Raw genomic sequence first — 18,513 nt, forward strand, 5'->3', positions numbered from 1 at the left:
AAGAGTGTGCACAAGAAACGTAACGTTACGACCAATATAGAAAAGAGGGCGTACGATGAGAAGAACAATGACGACTGATGAAGCAATTAAGCGTTGGAACAAACATGCTGAACATTTTACAGCAAACTATGATGAGCATGGCGGTATTCATAGAGAGGTATTGTTAAATCCTGCACTTTTTTCATTAATAGAAGATGTGAAGGGAAAAAAACTTTTAGATGCTGGATGCGGAGAGGGTTATTTAAGTAGAATCCTTGCCAAACAAGGAGCCACTGTGACAGCTGTTGATTATGCGGAAAAGATGATTGAAATTGCTAAACAAAGAACGAAAAGCGATGAAGCAATCGAATATAAACAAGGGAATTGTGAGAAACTCGATTTTCTAGCAGATGCACAGTACGATATGATCGTTTCAAATATGGTTATTCAAGACTTAGAAAATTATGAAGCAGCATTAGGTGAGATGTACAGGCTCTTAAAGCAAGGTGGTACATTTATTTTCTCCATTCTTCACCCTTGTTTTATCACGCCAAATAGTGGATGGATGGGGCGTGAACAAGTCGATCAACAATATTGGAAGGTTCAGCGTTATTTTTATGAAGGGGTATATGATCAAAGGTTTCCGATAGATTCTGATGAAAAGATTGTATTTTATCATCGGACATTGACGAGCTATTTTAAAGCGATTCACCGAGTTGGGTTTACTTTAGTAGATGTTATCGAACCGATGCCTTCTGTAGAAATGCTAAAAAAGTATCCGCAATTTGAAGAGGATTTACACTGTGCGGACTTCATTATATTTAAATTAAGAAAATAAGCAGTCATATATGATAAGGAGGGAAATGTGTGCGGATATTTCATGTCAGTGAAGAGAGTGATATTCAAGTGTTTCAGCCCCGATTACCGAATCGACCGGATTTAGATCCAATGAAAGGGCTCGTATGGGCAATAGAGGAACGGTGCTTACCTAATTTTTTAACACCGAGAAATTGCCCGCGTGTTTGCTATTATATCGGTCCAAATACATCTGAAGTTGATATGCAAGCATATTTATCATCAAAGTCATGTTCGCATGTTGTCGTTATTGAAAACAAATGGTTTGAAACGATGAAAAATACGAAATTATACTTGTATGAATTTGATAGAAAGCAATTCACACTGCAAGACGAGAATGCTGGCTATTATGTAAGTGAAACAGTGCAAATTCCAATTGCCAAGTGGGAAGTAGTTGATATATTTCAAGAACAGTTCACACGTAATGTTGAATTGCGCCTAGTAAATAACTTGTGGGATATTTGGGATGAAATTCAAAACACAACATTTCATTGGTCAATGTGTAGAATGCAGTTTGCGCAGCCGAGGTTTGAGGGATAAGTTGTGATCTGATAAGGGAACCTCTTTTGAATAATCTTTTCAAAAGGGGTTTTCTTGTTTTGATGTAATAGGAGAGTTTGAGAAGGATTTTTATAAAGTGAAACTTCCGTCAGTGGGGGGGTCTTCATCCCTCACTGACGGTTAGTTGAACCAATCGGGCTTTTACGGGCAGTAAGACCCCACCTATCTTCTTTGCTTCTCTCTAAATCTTGAGGTGGGGGTCTTACTGCCCACGAATAGCGGGATAAATCTGAAATAGAGTTGTACCGTTTTAAAAAAAGGGATTTGCAAATGTTAACAGAAAAGAATATTGAGAAAGAAAAATGGAGGGTATATATGACGAATTACTTATTGCCGAATTTTATTATTAAAGAACGTAGTAAGGTATCGGAATATTTTATTAAATTAAACATGTATGATTTTCACCGTTCTTACATACCGATGTGGCTAGAAAAACATAAATTGAATCAAGAATTTGATTTGGATAGTCTATGGAAAGTTAGAGAAGAATGTATCCAAGAGTTGTCAGCAACATCATAAGAATTTTAGCTTCCTTATGTAATTAACAGGATGTCTTATTTATATAAACATCATGGAAATTAGTTGTTTTTTATAAAAAGTAAATTTGTGATTATGTATGTAGAGCAAGTTTTGATCAATCTGCTTTCTCCTTTTGTTTGAAACATTACATGTGGCAGAAAAGAGGCCCTGACCGCTTCTATGTACGGCCAGATCCTCTCGCCCTCCTAAAAAAGGGGTTTCTCTCATTACTTCGATGTTTTAATCTTAATCTGACTAAACTCTTTCGGTATATAATATTTGTTATAAACAACAGGATACTTATCGCTAATATAGACACTTTCTAAAATTAAATCACATTCCTCACCGTGGAACAGCTGATATTTTAATGACGACGGTGTATTGACAGAAGTAGACCGCTTAATTTCAATGGTAGAGGAATTAGCGAGTTCATATATTTTCTCCTCCAACATTTCTAATAATTGGTTCTCGTTTTGTAAGTCAAGGTTTAACTTCGAAACCGCTTCGATTGGCATCATCGTAAAAGCAAAAGCTACGATTTTATCGTTACTTTTATACCAGCGTTCCAATGCAACCACTGCAGTCATTTCTTGATTTAATACTTGCATCGCATAGTCTGTGACTAGATCAATTCGAAAAATAAGTTCGATATCATCTATTTTTTCGGTATAGCATTTATATAAAGGGTTCCCTAACTTTTCCAAGCCATCCATACCTTCATTATGATGAAAGTATGTAATGAAATTTCCTTTTCCATGGATATTTTTCACCAATCCATCTTCTTGCAACAGTGCTAAAGCATGTCGTAATGTCATTCTGCTTACACCAAATATTTTTGCTAATTCGGGTTCTGTTGGAAGTTTGCTGTTTGGAGGAAATGTTCCATCCATGATTAATGTATACAACTGGTCATATACAGTGACAAATAACGGCTTTTTTTGTTTGCTGAGTTCTTTAAGTTTATTGTTCATGTTTTTATACCCCTATAGCTTTTTCAAATTCATAACTATCAATTGCGAATTCTTTGTTCTATTGTAACTTACTTTTTGCTGGAAATTAATGCGCTTTCAAAAATTCATTATTTCGATTGAATCAATCGGTGAAAGGGAAGTTATATGGAAAAAATATTATTGAAGTATTTAAGTAAATTTACAACGTTTAACGAAAAAGAGCAACAGCAAATTGTTAAAGACATACTGATTGAAGAATATAAAAAAGGAACAATGCTCCTTAGACAAGGGGATATTCCTATGAAATGTTACTTCGTATTACAGGGATGCGTTCGGCAGTATTCAATAGATGAAACTGGGAGGGAAGTCACATCTAATTTTTACACAGAAGAACAGGCGATTGCGAATTTTAATTATCATAAACAAGATAAGGCATCGTCGTATTCTTTAGTTTGTATAGAAGACTGCATATTGGTCGTTGGTGATCTTGCTGCCGAACAGGACATGTATAACAAATATACACAATTGGAAACAATGACTCGCAAGATGATTGAGGAAAAACTAGGTGACATGCAAGATGAATTGGCTTCATTTATCGCCTCTACACCTGAAGGACGCTACAAGTCACTATTACGGAAACGACCTCATTTAGTCAATCGTGTCCCTCAACATCAGTTGGCGAGCTATCTTGGGATTACTCCAGAGTCGTTAAGTAGAATTAAGAAGCGCATTTATAAAGAGAATTGTTAGGAAATTATCGTCCATTTTGCGAGGTTTTTCCGCCTTTCAATAAGAGCCATATGCCGAAGCCAAGTTCTCCGGCAATCATCGGTATACTAAACAAAATTTGAAGTATGGAAATGAACTTGTCATTCTCTGAAGAAAACGTGTTGCAAAAGTGAATGACAATATAGCCTACTGAGGCAAGAAGCAATAAGATGCTAATGACTTTTGGTATGCTGGCTGATTTAAAAGTTAAGTAACCGACAATCATAAGGTGTCCACCAAAAATGATTAAGCCAATCGACCAAATCGATTCAAATGCTTCTAAAAATAGCATAATATGTGCTTGAAGTTGATCAATTTTAAAGAATGATAGATAAGTTGTATTTTTCGTGAGAAGCAGTACAAATAGTAAATTGAGTATGGCAATTCCTAATACCGTCGCATAAATAAGACGGAGCCATGCCGCGAGTAATGAAAGGTTTTTATGAATGGGCTTTAAGAAGATATAGAAAGCCCAGGCGACCACAATATCCGTTATTAGGATGATGAACCAGCCAAAGATTTCCGCCTTGAAAAGAAGAAGTGCCGCCATGATATTGTGATAGGTTGCACTATCGTCCCCTTTTACAACGAGGTTTGCATGGGCAAATCCAGAGGAAAAAAATGCAACAACTGCCATGATGATAAGAGATATGCCAGCAGTCAGAGCAACTTTTCGCTGATTGGATTGCTCTTCTATTGAAACGGTCATAAAGTAACCTCCTAATTATATGTTTGGTTTTATTTTAAGGGGGAAGGTTATGTGCGGGCATTGACTTAAGTCAAGAGCAGGAATTCTTTTTTCTAAAAAAGCGAGTTTCCTACTCATACAAATGAGCTCCATAGAATTACGGCTCCTACCCTTGTTCTTTGCGGTAATAAGAAAAAAGTCGGACCGGAGGAAAAAGCGGGGACTATTATATTTAACCATATTCCAAAAGCTACTCTCGGTGTATTTAAAAATGCTTTTGATCCCTTAACGACGATGAGACGGGATATCTTTAACGAAATGGTACTGGATTTTCTTGGAGATCGTCCGTTGCAATCTTATGAAACTGTGACGTATACAAGGAAGTAACTTAAAAGAGGTAAAGTGAAATCTTTATTTTATTGTAACTACTCAGTCCCTCTATGAAAAAAAGGCAGAAAAGCACTTTTTTTCATAGAGGGACTGGCTATGTATGGCTGAGTAGTTACATTTTATTTCCGATAGCAGCTTCCAAACAAAATATAGTAACAACAGTTTCCTCAAATAAGCATATTTTCGTTTATGAGAGATTATGATGTAATAGTGATAGAACAATAGTTAATCCTGTTTTAAGATTTAGAGATTACGAGTGTATGTAACCTGGTTCCTGAACAGGAAAAACGGCTGGCTCGTCATCAGTAGGGAGTAAAATAGTAAAAAAGATGGTAAAGGCAAGATAGATTTTATAGTCTCTTATGAAAAATAATTTAATTCCTCTTAAGCCATCCTAAGTTACCTATAAATACTTTATTGTAAATTACCATGCTTGTATGGTAATTTTTATTATATAAATTTATGTTTGGAGGTAAATATGGAACGTTTCTCAATTTATATTTTTTGAAAATTTGTACTTCTGTGAGGTTAAGTAGCATACATAGAACTGTATTAGTGTTATTCGCTATGAAATTTGTGAGATTTCTAAAATATTTACTAGATTTAGAAGGTGAATTTGTCCAAGTATACTTAAATAAATGGAATTATATTCGCCTCTCTTTAGCTAAAATGGATGCAAAGAAATCTTTAATGAAAAATTCTTAACTTAAAAATTTTGAATATACAAAAAACTAGAAACGGGTGAATAAATTATGTTAGTGGATCTTAAACTACTTATACTGTCATTTGTTTTAGTCGTTATTGCTACACCATTTATTCTTTTTATATTGAAAAAAATCAACTTTACCCAACCTATTCGAAAAGAGTTACCTTCTGACCATCAGAAGAAAAAAGGAACTCCTCTAATGCTGGGGATTGTTTTTTACATTGGAGTAATTATTTGTCTATATTATAACCATTCGCCTTTAATGATACTCTTATGTTCTACATTTATACTATTTGGATTTATCGGATTTCTTGATGATTTTTGGAAGGCTTATAATCAAGATCCTGGTGGGGTATCTAGCAAAACTAAATTAATTTTACAGTTCACGTTTACTAGTTACATTCTTTATACTTTAATAATGAACTTTGACTTTGAGTTCAAGATTTCTCTTACTCAAGATAATACTTTATATTTACCTAGCTTTGTATACATCATTCTAATTACTTTATTTATTGTAGGTACGGCCAATGCAATAAACTTTACTGATGGAATGGATGGACTCCTAGCTAATGTTTCCATACCTTCTTTTTTATTTTTTTTCTTAATAAGTGAGCATCAAGAAATAAGGATTTTTTCATTAGTGATGATTGGATGTCTAATAGGATTCTTAATTTATAACTTGTACCCTGCAAAAGGGTTTATGGGTGATACAGGTTCTCTTGCAATTGGTGGAATTTTAACCTTCTTTTCTGTTATTGAACACGTAGAGATTCTAGTACCATTATTATTTATTATTTATTTTGCAGAGCAATTCTCAGTAATTATACAAGTGTATTATTTCAAAACAACCGGGTCTAGAATATTTAAAATGACTCCTATACACTTTCATTTCGCATTAAAATATGGTTGGCGCGAAAATCAAATTGTAAGTATATTTGGTTTAGTTTCTTGGATAACTATGCTAATTTGTTTTGTTTATTATAAACTATTTTTGATTTGATTAATAAATCAATTTCATAATTTCTCCCCCCTTACTACAATTGAATTTCGGGAGCACGACAGAGGAGGTGTCAAAGATACCTTCTCTGTTTCATATGCGACAAGGAAGTTACTTTAAGATATCCTTCCATTCTTCCAAACAAAAAAATAGTAACAATAGTTTCCTCAAATAAGCATGTTCCCATTTATGAAAAATTATGCTGTAATAGTGATAGAACAATAGTTAACCCAGTTCTAAGTAGTCAAAGAAGTGAGGAATCGAGATTGGGAAAGTTTAAGAAGTTTTATTTAGAGATTACGAGTGTATGTAACCTCGCATGCAGCTTTTGTCCGCCAACAGAACGGCAGAAGCAATTTCTTTCTGTGGAGGATTTTACAAAGCGATTAGATCAAATTAAGCCTCACACAGACTATATTTATTTACATGTAAAAGGTGAGCCGCTGCTCCACCCTAAAATAGGTCAATTGTTAGATATTAGTCATGAAAAAGGATTTAAAGTTAACATTACAACGAACGGAACATTAATTAATAAAAAGAGAGACAAATTATTAAATAAACCTGCGCTCAGACAGATGAATTTTTCACTTCATAGCTTTGATGGCCATGAAGGTTCTACAGATAAGGAAGGATACGTACGCAGTATACTTTCTTTCATTAAAGAAGCAACGAGTCAATCAGATTTAATTGTTTCGCTCAGACTATGGAATTTAACGCAAGACAATAAGACGAATCTTGAAATAAAGCGAAACAGAGAGTTGCTAGAAATTATTGAGAAAGAATTTAATTTACCGTACAAGATTGAGGAGAAGCTTACGCCAGGAAAAGGTATAAAAATTGCGGACCGCATCTTCATCAATCAAGATTACGAGTTTCAGTGGCCTGCACTGCATGAAGAAGAGGATGATGGAAAGGGCTTCTGTTATGGCCTTCGAAATCAAGCGGGTATTTTAGCGAACGGAACGGTTATTCCTTGTTGTTTAGATGGTGAGGGCATTATCAATCTTGGAAATATTAACGATGCTCCGTTTTCTGATATTATCGAAGGGGGACGAGCAACAAACCTAGTAGATGGTTTTTCACGAAGAGAGGCCGTAGAGGAACTATGTAGAAAATGCGGATATCGCAAACGATTTGGGAAATAGATAGGAAAACGTAAAATAGTACAGTAAAAAATGGACCAAAACAGTTTCTTCCTGTTTTGGTCCATTTTTTTTACCATTCCTTTGGCTCATAGTTCAAGTCTTGGAATAATCGATTGCGCTCTTTTTTAGATAAGTCTCTCCATTGTCCAACGGGTAGATTACCTAAATGAATATTCATAATTCGAGTTCGCTGTAGTCTATAAACATCGTAGCCAAGTGCTTCACACATGCGACGAATTTGACGATTTAGTCCTTGAGTTAAAGTGATTTGAAAAACGTATTTGGAAAGTTGTTCCACCTGACAAGGCAGCGTTTTCGTACCTAAAATTTTTACACCTTCAGCCATTCGTTTTAAAAATTCAGGAGTAATCGGCTTGTCTACTGTAACAATGTATTCTTTCTCATGCTTATTTTCAGCACGTAAAATTTCATTGACTATATCTCCATCGTTCGTAAGGAGTATTAAGCCATCTGAATCTTTATCTAGTCGCCCAATATTAAAAATTCTTAATGGGTGATTGACTAAATCAACAATATTACCCTTAACATTTTTTTCTGTTGTACTCGTAATACCAACGGGTTTATTTAAGGCAATATAAACATAATTACTTGCCATGCGTATTTGGTTACCGTTTACACGAACATCATCCCCGGGCTCGACTTGGCTGCCTATTTTCGCAACCTTTCCATTTATCGTGACTCTTCCTTCATTGACTAATTTATCTGCACCGCGTCTAGATGCTTTTCCAGATTCACTAATGAACTTATTAATACGTATGTTAAACACAACCTTTAATAGAGAGTTAATAGTATTAGAATATTGGATTTACATTTGATTTTCAAGGGGACAAGCATAATGAATTACAGAATAGCGGAAAAAACAATAAAAAATATATGGAATGTGTTTTGATTGAGAGATAACTTTGTTCAGAAAAAGATGTGTTAGATTTTGTAGGCATATGTGTTGGAAATGACGTATACTTATTAATACTCTACATTGATGCATTTTCTGAAGGCTTGAAAACAGGTTTAGCAGGAATTATGCATATGGTATTCATACAATGGTGAAAAATAAATAAAAGAATATATAACAAAATGAGGTTAGTATATGAGTCCACAAAGTTTTAACAATTACGCATTGAGTAAGGAAATTATAAGAGCACTTGCTAGCTTACAATATGAAAAGCCAACAGAAGTGCAAGAGAAAGTCATCCCAATTGCATTAGAAAAGAAAGATCTTGTTGTAAAATCACAAACAGGAAGCGGTAAGACAGCTTCTTTTGGGATTCCGCTTTGTGAAATGGTTGAGTGGGAAGAAAATAAGCCGCAGGCGTTAATCCTTACACCAACAAGGGAACTTGCTGCGCAGGTAAAAGAAGATATTACGAATATAGGCAGATTTAAGCGTATTAAAGCAACTGCGGTTTACGGGAAATCTCCATTTGCGCGTCAAAAATTAGAACTAAAGCAAAAGACACATATTGTTGTCGGCACTCCTGGACGTGTATTAGATCATATTGAAAAAGGGACTTTCTCGTTAGAGTGTTTGAAGTATTTGGTGATTGATGAGGCAGATGAAATGTTAAATATGGGCTTTATCGATCAAGTAGAAGCGATTATTGACGAACTACCTACGAACCGAATGACGATGCTATTTTCTGCGACATTACCAGCAGATGTTGAAAATTTGTCTCGTACATATATGGAATCACCAATCAACATCGAGATTAAAGCATCTGGTATTACGACAGATAAAATTGAACATAGCCTTTTAGAAGTGAGGGAAGAAGAGAAGTTCTCTCTTCTGAAAGATATAACAACTATTGAAAATCCAGATAGTTGCATTATTTTCTGCCGTACGCAAGAAAATGTAGATGATGTATTTAGACAGCTAAAACGTTCTGGCTATCCTTGTGATAAAATTCATGGTGGTATGGTGCAAGAAGATCGGTTTGCAGTAATGAATGACTTTAAAAAAGGGAAATTCCGTTATTTAGTAGCGACAGATGTAGCAGCACGAGGAATTGATATTGAGAATATTACGCACGTCATCAACTACGATATTCCATTAGAAAAAGAAAGTTACGTACACCGTACAGGAAGAACAGGACGTGCTGGTAATAGCGGAAAAGCAATTACATTTGTAACTCCGTATGAAGAGAGATTTCTAGCAGAAATCGAAGAGTATATCGGTTTTGAAATTTTAAAAATAGATGCACCTTTAAAAGAAGAAGTTACAAAAAGAAAGGCGGCATTTGAAGAAAAAATAAATGCTAAGCCAATTATTAAAAAAGATAAAAGTGCTAGTCTAAATAAGGGAATCATGAAGCTTTACTTTAATGGTGGGAAGAAAAAGAAAATCCGAGTAGTGGATTTTGTTGGTACAATTGCCAAAATTCCAGGTGTTACAGCGGATGATATAGGAATTATTACGATACAGGATAATGTTTCTTATGTTGATATATTAAACGGAAAAGGACCACTTGTTTTAAAAGTAATGAAAAACACAACGATAAAGGGGAAGCAGTTAAAGGTTCATGAGGCAATTAAATAAAAGGTAAACTATACCCCGAATCATGGACACTTAAAAAAAGCTCCATGATTCGGGGTTTTTGTGTATTTTTATACTTTTCGGTATGACTCAGCTCAGCGAATCGACTACTTGTATGTTGAACATCGTCGAAGGATCTTTATATCGTGTCGAATCGCCGATATATTGCAAAGAACGGTCGATAACGGAAAACGTACTAATCTTAGTATGTTTTTTCAACACACAATTGAAGGCAATGCACTTCATTTTCGATTGGTAAATATATACTTGTGACGTATTTTTGAAGAAGTAGAAGCGGAGATAGAAAATTGTTAAAATAGCAATAAACTAATATAGAAGGATTTTAGATATGATGCGAAATAAATGGTTATCTAAATTATCATTAAAAACAATGACGACATTATTGGTGTTACTATCAGTCATCGTTTCGTTAATAGCAAGTGCGACTCTGTTACATTTTTATGTATTGGATCGAGAAAAAGATGTTGTAAATGAAAAATTGAAAAATACTGCTAGAGTGGTTGCAAAAGATCCTCGTGTCATAAATGGAGTCGCGAATGATTCGTCTAGTGCGGCTATAGAGCAGTATACGCTGGAAGTGATGGAATCAACCGGTGTTAGCTTCGTTGTCGTGCTTAATAATGAGCTCATTCGAAAATCACATCCAGATAAAAGCGTCATAGGAAAACCTTTTTCGGATATTGAGGATGCCAAACAGTCATTAAATGGTTCTGAGCACTTTTCTAAGCAAGTTGGTGTATTAGGAGAGGGAACACGTTTCTTTACGCCGATTTGGAATGAAAAAGGTCAGCAAGTTGGAATTGTTTGTGTAGGTTTTGTACAGAAAACAATAAATAAAGAGTTATGGAATGCACAGAAAAATCTATACTTTGGCTTAGGGGTTGGGCTTTTTGTAGGAATATTGGGTGCGTTATATTTAGCGAAGCAATTAAAGAAAATATTATTAGGATTCGAACCTACGCAGATCGTAGCGAATATAAAGGAACGCGATACGATTATAGATTCTGTAGGTGAAGGAATCATTGCGGTGACTCCAGATCGAAAAATCCTTTTACAAAATTTAAATTTTACAGAACTCATAAAGAAGGCTAAGTTTATCGGGAACAATATGAAAGAAGGATACCTTGATAAAGATATCTTTTCAACATTTTTTGGAGAAGTATTTACAACAGGAGAGTCAATTTCCGATCATGTAATTGTCGTGAATCAGTTTGAGTTCATCGTTAATATTCAGATTATTCATATAGATAAAAAGGTTTATGGAGCGGTTGCAACGTTACGTGATCAATCAGAAATGCAGCAACTTATTCGAGAGCTTAGTGGAACAGAACAATATATTGACGCCTTGCGTGCGCAAAATCATAAATTTATGAACCAATTGCATACGATTTTAGGATTGATTGAATTAGAAAAATATCAAGACGTCAATCACTTTATTCGTGTGTTAAATGCTGATTATCACCGAGAGATCGGGTTTGTAGCTGATAAAATTAAAAGTCCAGCAGTTGCAGGGTTTTTAATTGGAAAAACGAGTGAGTTAAAGGAACAAGGTGTAACGTTAATAATAGATGCAGACTCTTATTTTCCAAGTATGAAAATGGGTGAGATGCTTCATGATTTGTTATTGTCAATGGGGATTTTACTAGATAATGCTAAGGAGGCTATGTCGTTAACGTTGATAAAACAAGCGACGATCTTTCTGCACTATGATGATGAGGAGGAAGTGATTCTAATTGAAGTGAAGGATACAGGAGTAGGCATAGATGAAGCGCTAATGGAACGAATATTTGAGAGAGGATTTTCAACAAAAGGCGGGGCCAGAGGCTACGGATTGGATGCTGTTCAATCAATTGTCAAACAATATGATGGGCTTGTTGAAGTACAATCAGAAGTAGGGAACGGAAGTGTTTTTCGAATGGAAGTACCTTATAAACGGAGGAACATAGATGATTAAAGTTATCATAGTTGAGGATGACCCTATGGTTGCAATGATCAATCGGCAATTTATTGAGCGGTTTGAAGGTTTTCGAATTATCGCTTCTGTCGGCAATATTGGAGAGCTATGGGATGTAATTAATAAGAATGTACCTGATTTAATCTTACTTGATGTTTATTTACCAGGAGAAACGGGAATTGATTTTTTACAAACGGTACGTCAAAAACAGTTTTCCATACCAATTATTATGATTACAGCAGCTCATGATATACCTACCATTAAGAAATCACTAGAGTATGGGGTAATTGATTTCTTAATTAAACCCTTTTCATATGAAAGGTTTGAACTGGCAATAGAAAACTTTCTTCAATATCATTCACTAACTACTAAGTTAGAAGAAACCGATCAAGATACGTTAGATCAGTTATTAATAAAAGAGAGAGTCCCTTCTCTTGTAAATCCTGCTTGTAAGGAATTGCGTTCAAAAATTCCTAAAGGATTATCTAAGCTAACGTTAAAAAAGATTCTTCATGTGCTAGTGAAACAAGAGGGGCATTTTTCAACAGAGGATATTGCGAAAGAAGTTAATTTATCACGTATTTCAACAAAGAAGTATTTGCTGTTTTTAAATGAGATAGGTTATTTAAGTGAAGAATTAAAGTATTTAGCAGTTGGACGACCAATTATGGTATTTCATGTTGTTCCTGAGAAAGAGCATTTGATCATGGCTTTTAAATAAGTAGCATTGTTGACAGATATAAAACCCCTTTCTTTTTATGGGAGGAATGAGAGGATCTGACCGTGCATAGGAGCGGTCAGATCCTTTTTTCTGCCACATGCGAAGTAAAACAGATAGAGCGAACGAGTGTAGTATGCATAGCAGGGATTGAGAGGTTGAAAAATTTACATCTTATACGTCGAGGCGTTGAAGCCTTATAAAAAAAGAGTCAAACTCGATACAGTTTGACTCTTTTTTATGGAATATAGTAATCAATTCATAGAAACAAGTTCTCGTTTGTTCGGTAAAGGAACAGCGTTGGCTGTGTGCCCTTTTGTAATGATATCATGAAGGTTTTCGTAGCTTGTTTCAATCATATTCGTAAGTGCTTCATCTGTATTCGATCCCATATGAGGTGTCACGAGGACACGAGGGTATAGGTCTAGTAGCGCTTGAACGGTTGGATCTAATTTTTTAGTTGTTCTGTCAAACTTTTGAAAGAATATGTTTTCTTCATTCTCAAATACATCTGTCGCAAATCCTTCTAGTTTATGAGATTGCAGCGCATGAAGAATGGCTTCGTTATCTTGCAGTTCACCACGAGCAGTGTTAATGAGAATGGCGCCATCTTTCATTTTTGAAATGAATTTGGCATCGATCATTTTATCATTTGCTCCTGGAATATAAGGGACGTGTATACTTACGATATCACTTTCTTTTAATAAATCGTCCAATTCCATAAAGGTAACCGTCTGCTGTGCTGCATCACTTTGGAATACATCATATCCAAGCACTTCAGCGCCAAGCCCTTTAAAAAGTTTCGCTTCCGTTAATCCAATTTTACCAGTACCAATAATACCGACTTTACAGTTTCTAATTTCTTTGCTGAACATAGTTCGATCTACAGTAAAGTCTTGATTCGCAGTTTTTGTTGTTGTGTAGGTTGTATGTCTTAATAATGACATAGCAAGTGTTAAAGATAGTTCTGCAATGGCATTTGGAGAGTAGGAAGGAACTCTTGCCACGTGCATATCGTAATCTGCTGCGGCTTGCAAATCAATATGATTATAGCCAACTGTACGTGTGAACAAATATTTTACACCGTATTCTTTTAGTTTTTTAATATTTTGCAAATCTGCTATGCAATTTCCTCTTAATAAAACAGCATCCATTCCTCTAGCAGTTTTAATATTGTCGTGTCTAAGTAAATCTTCAATCAAGCATAGCTCGAAATGATGCTTATTTAATTGATTAAAAAATGGTACTTCATTGTCTCTAACTCCGTAACAAACTACTTTTAATGTCATTTTTCATCTCTCCATTATCATAATAATTTTTTTATCCAAATATCCCTGTAACGCTAATTAAATTAATGACGATAATCCAAAGCGGAATCATGACAACTGCACAAATTGTAGAAAGTAAAGATGCATTAGAAGCAAGCAGCGCATCTTTATCAAAACTAATTGCATAGGCGGCTGCTACAGTAGCGGTTGGTGTCGCCATCATAATGACAACAACCCCTACGGAAATCGCGCTCATTGAAAGAATTCCTGTTAGTGAAAGAATCGCTAGAAATACAATATTGATAATAGGAACTAACACAATTTTGTTTATGCTGTAGATGAAAGATGTTCGATCTGTAATCGCTGTTTTGAAGTTTACAGCGCCGAGTGTTGCCCCAATAGAAAGCCAAGCAAGTGGTGAAGCTAGTCCTGATAAATAAGTCATCGGTTTATAGAGCCAAAGGGCAGTCCGATCAATTCGTAAAAATGCAACATTTGATAGTTTTCCATTAGCAGCTGCAACGGTCACTTGAGGTAAATATTCCTGGAACATCCAGATAAATAATCCGAGAAAAGTTGCAATGACAATCGGATTTACAAACATTTCTTTTATATTTTTTGCTTCCATTTTCAGTCCGCTCATCTTGATATAACCATACGAGTATAGAAAAATGCGGTAGCCAATATTAAAAATGGAGGCGTATAGGACACCTTTAGGTCCATATATAGCACCTACAATAGGAATACCAAAGAAAGTTGTTGAACCGAAAATTGTTAAAACACGCAACGTATCTTGCTTGTCACCTTTAAATTTCAGGTACATCGGCTTAGAGGCAACAATTAAAATAATGTAAATAAGTAATCCCCAAATTAAAATGTTCATTCCTTCAGCCAAAGATTCCTGATTAATATCCATCATAAAAGATGTAAAGGCTAAAGCAGGTAAAGCAACGGATAATACGACTTTTGATAGCATCTTTCCAACTTGATCATTAAAAATCCCTTTTTTACGACAAAAGAAACCTAGTAAAATAATGAAGATTGTTGAAGTAATGGCACTGACAATATTCATATCAGTAACGGTCTTCTGAATAATTTGAAATACATTCATGGATTTTTCCTCCAAACCAATTTTTATGTGAATAAATTCACAAATGTTGATAAAATTTTAGCCGGCTATTTCTTATAAGGTCATCATAAAGTTATTTGACTTATTAAAAAATAATTTGAAATTAACATAAATTATGTAATTAAAGTAAGTGAAACATTGAGCAAGGTTTATGCAGCTTTACAATAATAGGAAATGATAGGATATCTTTCGATAGTTTCAAATCACTTTCGTTAATTACGTAATATAGAATTGAGGGAATATTTCGTATAAAATTAAGTCAAAAAAGGAAAGATAATGAAGTTGTAGGTGGAACAAATTATTATGATCGCTGAGATTTCATTAGTGATTGAAGCGGGATTAACAGCAGAAGAAGATGTAGCTTTAACGATTCATGTTGTTAAATGATAAATTGCTAGTTACAACTTCTGTAATGAACGAAAGTGATATGCAATTTGTAAAGCGCTTTTATTAATTTCACGATAGATTGTAATAACAAAAGGTGGAGAATAAATTGGAAAAGAAAAAATTGATATTCATTTGCCTCGCATTTGCAGTATTTTTTATAATCGTTTTGCTTCCAACACCTGATAGTCTCCCGGTTGCAGGACAAAGGGCACTGGCAATATTAGCTTTAGCAGTTATTCTTTGGGTGACTGAAGCGGTAACGTATCCAGTAAGTGCTGCGATCATTGCCTCATTAATTACGATTTTTATAGGACTTGCACCAACGATTGAAAATCCATCCGTAACTTATACGAGTCAAGGTGCTTTAAAATTAGCGCTTAGCGGATTTAGTTCTTCGGCTGTTGGACTTGTGGCTGGAGCACTATTTATCGCTGCCGCTATGGAAATAACAGGTTTGCATAAACGTCTTGCTCTATTCATTATGTCAAAAGTAGGAACAAAAACGAGTAGTTTAGTATTTGGAACGATTGTAGTCAGTATCATTCTTGCTTTATTCGTACCGAGTGCAACGGCACGTGCAGGTACAATTATTCCGATTCTAATGGGAATTGTAGCAGCTTTCGGCTTGCCGAAAACAAGTAGATTATCGGCTTTACTTATGGTAACGGCTGTTCAATCGATTTCTATTTGGAACATTGGGATTAAAACGGCGGCTGCACAAAATATGGTTGCTTTAGGATTTATAGAACAATCATTTGGTTCTAATATTACGTGGGGACAATGGTTGTTGTACGCTGGGCCTTGGGCTGTTATCATGTCAGTTTTATTATTCTTTGTTATGAATAAGCTCATCAAACCTGAAATCGGAGAATTACAAGGTGGAAGTGAGATTATTGGTGCTCAATTAAAAGAATTAGGTAAAATTTCATCAAAAGAGTGGCGATTAATTATTATCTCACTTGTATTGTTGGTCTTATGGGCAACAGAAGGAACTGTTCATCCATTTGATTCTACTACGGTTACTATTGCTGCTGTTGCAGTTATGTTGTCCCCTGGCATTGGAATCTTTTCATGGAAAGAAGTTGAAAGTAAAATTCCGTGGGGAACAATTCTTGTATTCGCAATTGGAATTTCGTTAGGAACACTGCTATTGCAAACGAAAGGTGCATCATGGTTGTCCGAAAAAACATTAGAATCTTTTGGATTAACTAGTATGCCGCTGATTTTTATTATTATGGTGCTAACTTTATTTAACATATTGATCCATTTAGGTTTTGCAAGTGCAACAAGCTTATCTTCAGCTTTCATTCCAATTGTTATTGCACTTGTGATATCAATGGAACCAACGTCCTTTCATGGACCAGGGCTTGTATTAATTCAACAATTTGCTGTTAGCTTTGGATTTTTATTACCAGTAAGTGCACCGCAAAATATGCTTGCGTATGGAACGGGTGCATTTACAACAAAAGACCTTTTGAAATCTGGTATTCCAATTACTCTCGGAGGTTATATCTTAATTGTCATTTTCAGCTTAACATACTGGCAATGGGTAGGTTTACTTTAAAAAGAGGGAGAATTAAAAACATCATCATGGAATCGGACTATGCCAAAAACTTTGCAAAGCAGCATGGCGGGGCAAAAGTTATTTTGGAAATAGCGGTGTAGTGGAGAAAATGAAAAAAAACATCAGACGTTAATCTGATGTTTTTTTTTTGATTCTGTAAATCAGCATCTCAAAAAGAAGGAAACCCATAAAATTATTATGAGACCAAAAGGCGCGCCAGATTAGGAATGTATAAAAAGATATATAGAATCATAGAAAAGGAAAAAGCGAAACCTATTGATAGAGCTGGGGTTTCGCTTTTTCCTTGCTACTGATAATGATGTCTTATATATGTATACAACATTCATTGTAATTCGTTGTTTGTTCGGTAAGGTTTTTGTGTCGAATATCGTCGGAGGGTCTTTAAATCTTGTCGAATCGCCGATATATTGTGAAAATCGCTGATATATTCTAAAAAGAGGTCGATATATCGTGAAAATCGCCGATATATTGCGAGGAACGGTCGATAACGGAAAATGGGTTAGCTTCTTATTTACGTATATAACGCGGTGAACCAGTAATTAATAAATTTTCAATCGCCATGTTTTTTCATTTCCTTATAAAATCCTTATAATTGTCATTTATTCTAGACTCACCAAATACAAGGAGGAAGTTTAGAATGAGTGAGATGATTTTAGAAACAAAGAATCTTTGTAAAACATTTCAAAAGCAAAGGGTGGTACAAGATATTTCAATTTCTGTACCGAAACATTCAATTTATGGACTGTTAGGTGCGAATGGGGCAGGGAAGTCGACTACTTTAAAAATGATAACGGGCATGCTTGCGCCTACTTCTGGTGAGATTTATTTTGATGGTCATACATGGACGCGGCAAGATCTACATTCTATTGGTGCCTTAATTGAATCCCCTCCGCTTTATGAAAATTTAACAGCAAGAGAAAATTTGCTAGTTCGTACGACTGCTTTAGGATTGCCAAAGTCAAGAATTGATGAAGTATTGCGTGTTGTGGAGCTAGAGAATACAGGTAAGAAAAAAGCAGGGAAGTTTTCGATGGGAATGAAGCAGCGATTGGGAATTGCGATTGCGTTGCTTAATCATCCGAAGCTTTTAATATTAGACGAACCAATGAATGGACTTGATCCTTTTGGAATTCAAGAATTAAGAGAATTGATTCTTTCTTTCCCTGGCAAGGGGATTACTGTCATTTTATCCAGCCATATTTTAAGCGAAGTAAGCCAGGTTGCAGATCATGTTGGGATTATATCGAACGGTGTATTGGGGTATCAGGGGGAACTGAATAAGAACGATGACTTGGAAAACTTATTTGTACAAGTTTCGAGGAAATATAAAAGGGAGGCATAA

At 35.2% G+C, this 18,513-nt stretch carries 16 protein-coding genes; 11 read left to right on the forward strand and 5 right to left on the reverse strand.

All coding sequences use genetic code 11. The features are described 5' to 3' along the window. Positions 1-55 precede the first annotated feature (55 nt). The 3 genes from BM211_RS04655 (at position 56) to BM211_RS04665 (ending at position 1,914) form a co-directional block, all read left to right on the forward strand. The gene (locus tag BM211_RS04655; RefSeq protein ID WP_035437537.1) at positions 56-817 is read left to right on the forward strand and encodes a class I SAM-dependent methyltransferase; all 762 of its coding nucleotides are present in this window, start codon (positions 56-58) and stop codon (positions 815-817) included. A gap of 29 nt (positions 818-846) precedes the next feature. Then, positions 847-1,374, forward strand: a complete 528-nt coding sequence (locus tag BM211_RS04660) for a DUF6886 family protein (RefSeq protein ID WP_035437534.1) — start codon at positions 847-849, stop codon at positions 1,372-1,374. A gap of 336 nt (positions 1,375-1,710) precedes the next feature. Further along, positions 1,711-1,914 carry a hypothetical protein gene (locus BM211_RS04665; RefSeq protein ID WP_141771586.1) on the forward strand — a complete coding sequence of 68 codons (204 nt, stop codon included), beginning with the start codon at positions 1,711-1,713 and terminating at the stop codon, positions 1,912-1,914. A gap of 227 nt (positions 1,915-2,141) precedes the next feature. On the opposite strand, the gene BM211_RS04670 is transcribed toward BM211_RS04665, so the two are convergent. Then, positions 2,142-2,885, reverse strand: a complete 744-nt coding sequence (locus BM211_RS04670) for a GntR family transcriptional regulator (RefSeq protein WP_090995348.1) — start codon at positions 2,883-2,885, stop codon at positions 2,142-2,144. A gap of 144 nt (positions 2,886-3,029) precedes the next feature. Between BM211_RS04670 and BM211_RS04675 the strand changes: the two genes are divergently transcribed. After that, positions 3,030-3,614, forward strand: a complete 585-nt coding sequence (locus BM211_RS04675; protein WP_090995351.1) for a Crp/Fnr family transcriptional regulator — start codon at positions 3,030-3,032, stop codon at positions 3,612-3,614. A 4-nt stretch (positions 3,615-3,618) separates the two neighbouring features. Here the strand turns inward: BM211_RS04675 and BM211_RS04680 are convergent, their stop codons facing one another. Continuing rightward, entirely contained in the window at positions 3,619-4,341 is a 723-nt protein-coding gene (locus BM211_RS04680) for a DUF4386 domain-containing protein (protein ID WP_090995353.1), read from the reverse strand. 1,121 nt (positions 4,342-5,462) lie between these two features. Between BM211_RS04680 and mraY the strand changes: the two genes are divergently transcribed. Both mraY and BM211_RS04695 read left to right on the forward strand, forming a co-directional pair. Continuing rightward, positions 5,463-6,416, forward strand: coding sequence for a phospho-N-acetylmuramoyl-pentapeptide-transferase (mraY, locus tag BM211_RS04690; RefSeq protein ID WP_090995358.1), 954 nt, complete (start codon positions 5,463-5,465; stop codon positions 6,414-6,416). A gap of 263 nt (positions 6,417-6,679) precedes the next feature. Continuing rightward, positions 6,680-7,558, forward strand: coding sequence for a radical SAM/SPASM domain-containing protein (locus BM211_RS04695; RefSeq protein WP_090995362.1), 879 nt, complete (start codon positions 6,680-6,682; stop codon positions 7,556-7,558). Between the two features lie 70 nt (positions 7,559-7,628). Here the strand turns inward: BM211_RS04695 and rluF are convergent, their stop codons facing one another. After that, positions 7,629-8,345, reverse strand: a complete 717-nt coding sequence (rluF, locus tag BM211_RS04700; protein WP_177206881.1) for a 23S rRNA pseudouridine(2604) synthase RluF — start codon at positions 8,343-8,345, stop codon at positions 7,629-7,631. A 321-nt stretch (positions 8,346-8,666) separates the two neighbouring features. Here rluF and BM211_RS04705 point away from each other — a divergent pair, with 321 nt between their 5' ends. From BM211_RS04705 to BM211_RS04715, 3 genes are all read left to right on the forward strand, one after another. Next, positions 8,667-10,112: a DEAD/DEAH box helicase gene (locus BM211_RS04705; protein WP_035437524.1), complete on the forward strand. Its 1,446-nt coding sequence runs from the start codon at positions 8,667-8,669 to the stop codon at positions 10,110-10,112. Positions 10,113-10,458: 346 nt separating this feature from the next. Beyond that, on the forward strand, positions 10,459-12,084 hold the full coding sequence (locus BM211_RS04710) for an ATP-binding protein (protein ID WP_035437523.1): 1,626 nt from the start codon (positions 10,459-10,461) through the stop codon (positions 12,082-12,084). Beyond that, the gene (locus tag BM211_RS04715; protein WP_035437521.1) at positions 12,077-12,805 is read left to right on the forward strand and encodes a response regulator; all 729 of its coding nucleotides are present in this window, start codon (positions 12,077-12,079) and stop codon (positions 12,803-12,805) included. Before BM211_RS04710 ends, BM211_RS04715 begins: the two co-directional genes overlap by 8 nt. Positions 12,806-13,056: 251 nt before the next feature. Here BM211_RS04715 and BM211_RS04720 read toward each other — a convergent pair whose 3' ends face one another. After that, entirely contained in the window at positions 13,057-14,091 is a 1,035-nt protein-coding gene (locus tag BM211_RS04720) for a 2-hydroxyacid dehydrogenase (RefSeq protein WP_035437519.1), read from the reverse strand. Between the two features lie 31 nt (positions 14,092-14,122). Next, complete coding sequence (locus tag BM211_RS04725; protein WP_035437517.1) at positions 14,123-15,181, reverse strand: AEC family transporter; 1,059 nt, start codon at positions 15,179-15,181, stop codon at positions 14,123-14,125. A 511-nt stretch (positions 15,182-15,692) separates the two neighbouring features. On the opposite strand from BM211_RS04725, the gene BM211_RS04730 reads away from it, so the two are divergent. Together BM211_RS04730 and BM211_RS04735 are read left to right on the forward strand one after the other, a co-directional pair. Continuing rightward, complete coding sequence (locus tag BM211_RS04730) at positions 15,693-17,150, forward strand: DASS family sodium-coupled anion symporter (protein ID WP_051957400.1); 1,458 nt, start codon at positions 15,693-15,695, stop codon at positions 17,148-17,150. A 658-nt stretch (positions 17,151-17,808) separates the two neighbouring features. After that, positions 17,809-18,513: a lantibiotic protection ABC transporter ATP-binding protein gene (locus BM211_RS04735; protein ID WP_090995365.1), complete on the forward strand. Its 705-nt coding sequence runs from the start codon at positions 17,809-17,811 to the stop codon at positions 18,511-18,513.

The sequence above is a fragment of the Bacillus sp. 491mf genome (assembly GCF_900112415.1).
In the GTDB taxonomy this organism is placed as follows: domain Bacteria; phylum Bacillota; class Bacilli; order Bacillales; family Bacillaceae_G; genus Bacillus_A.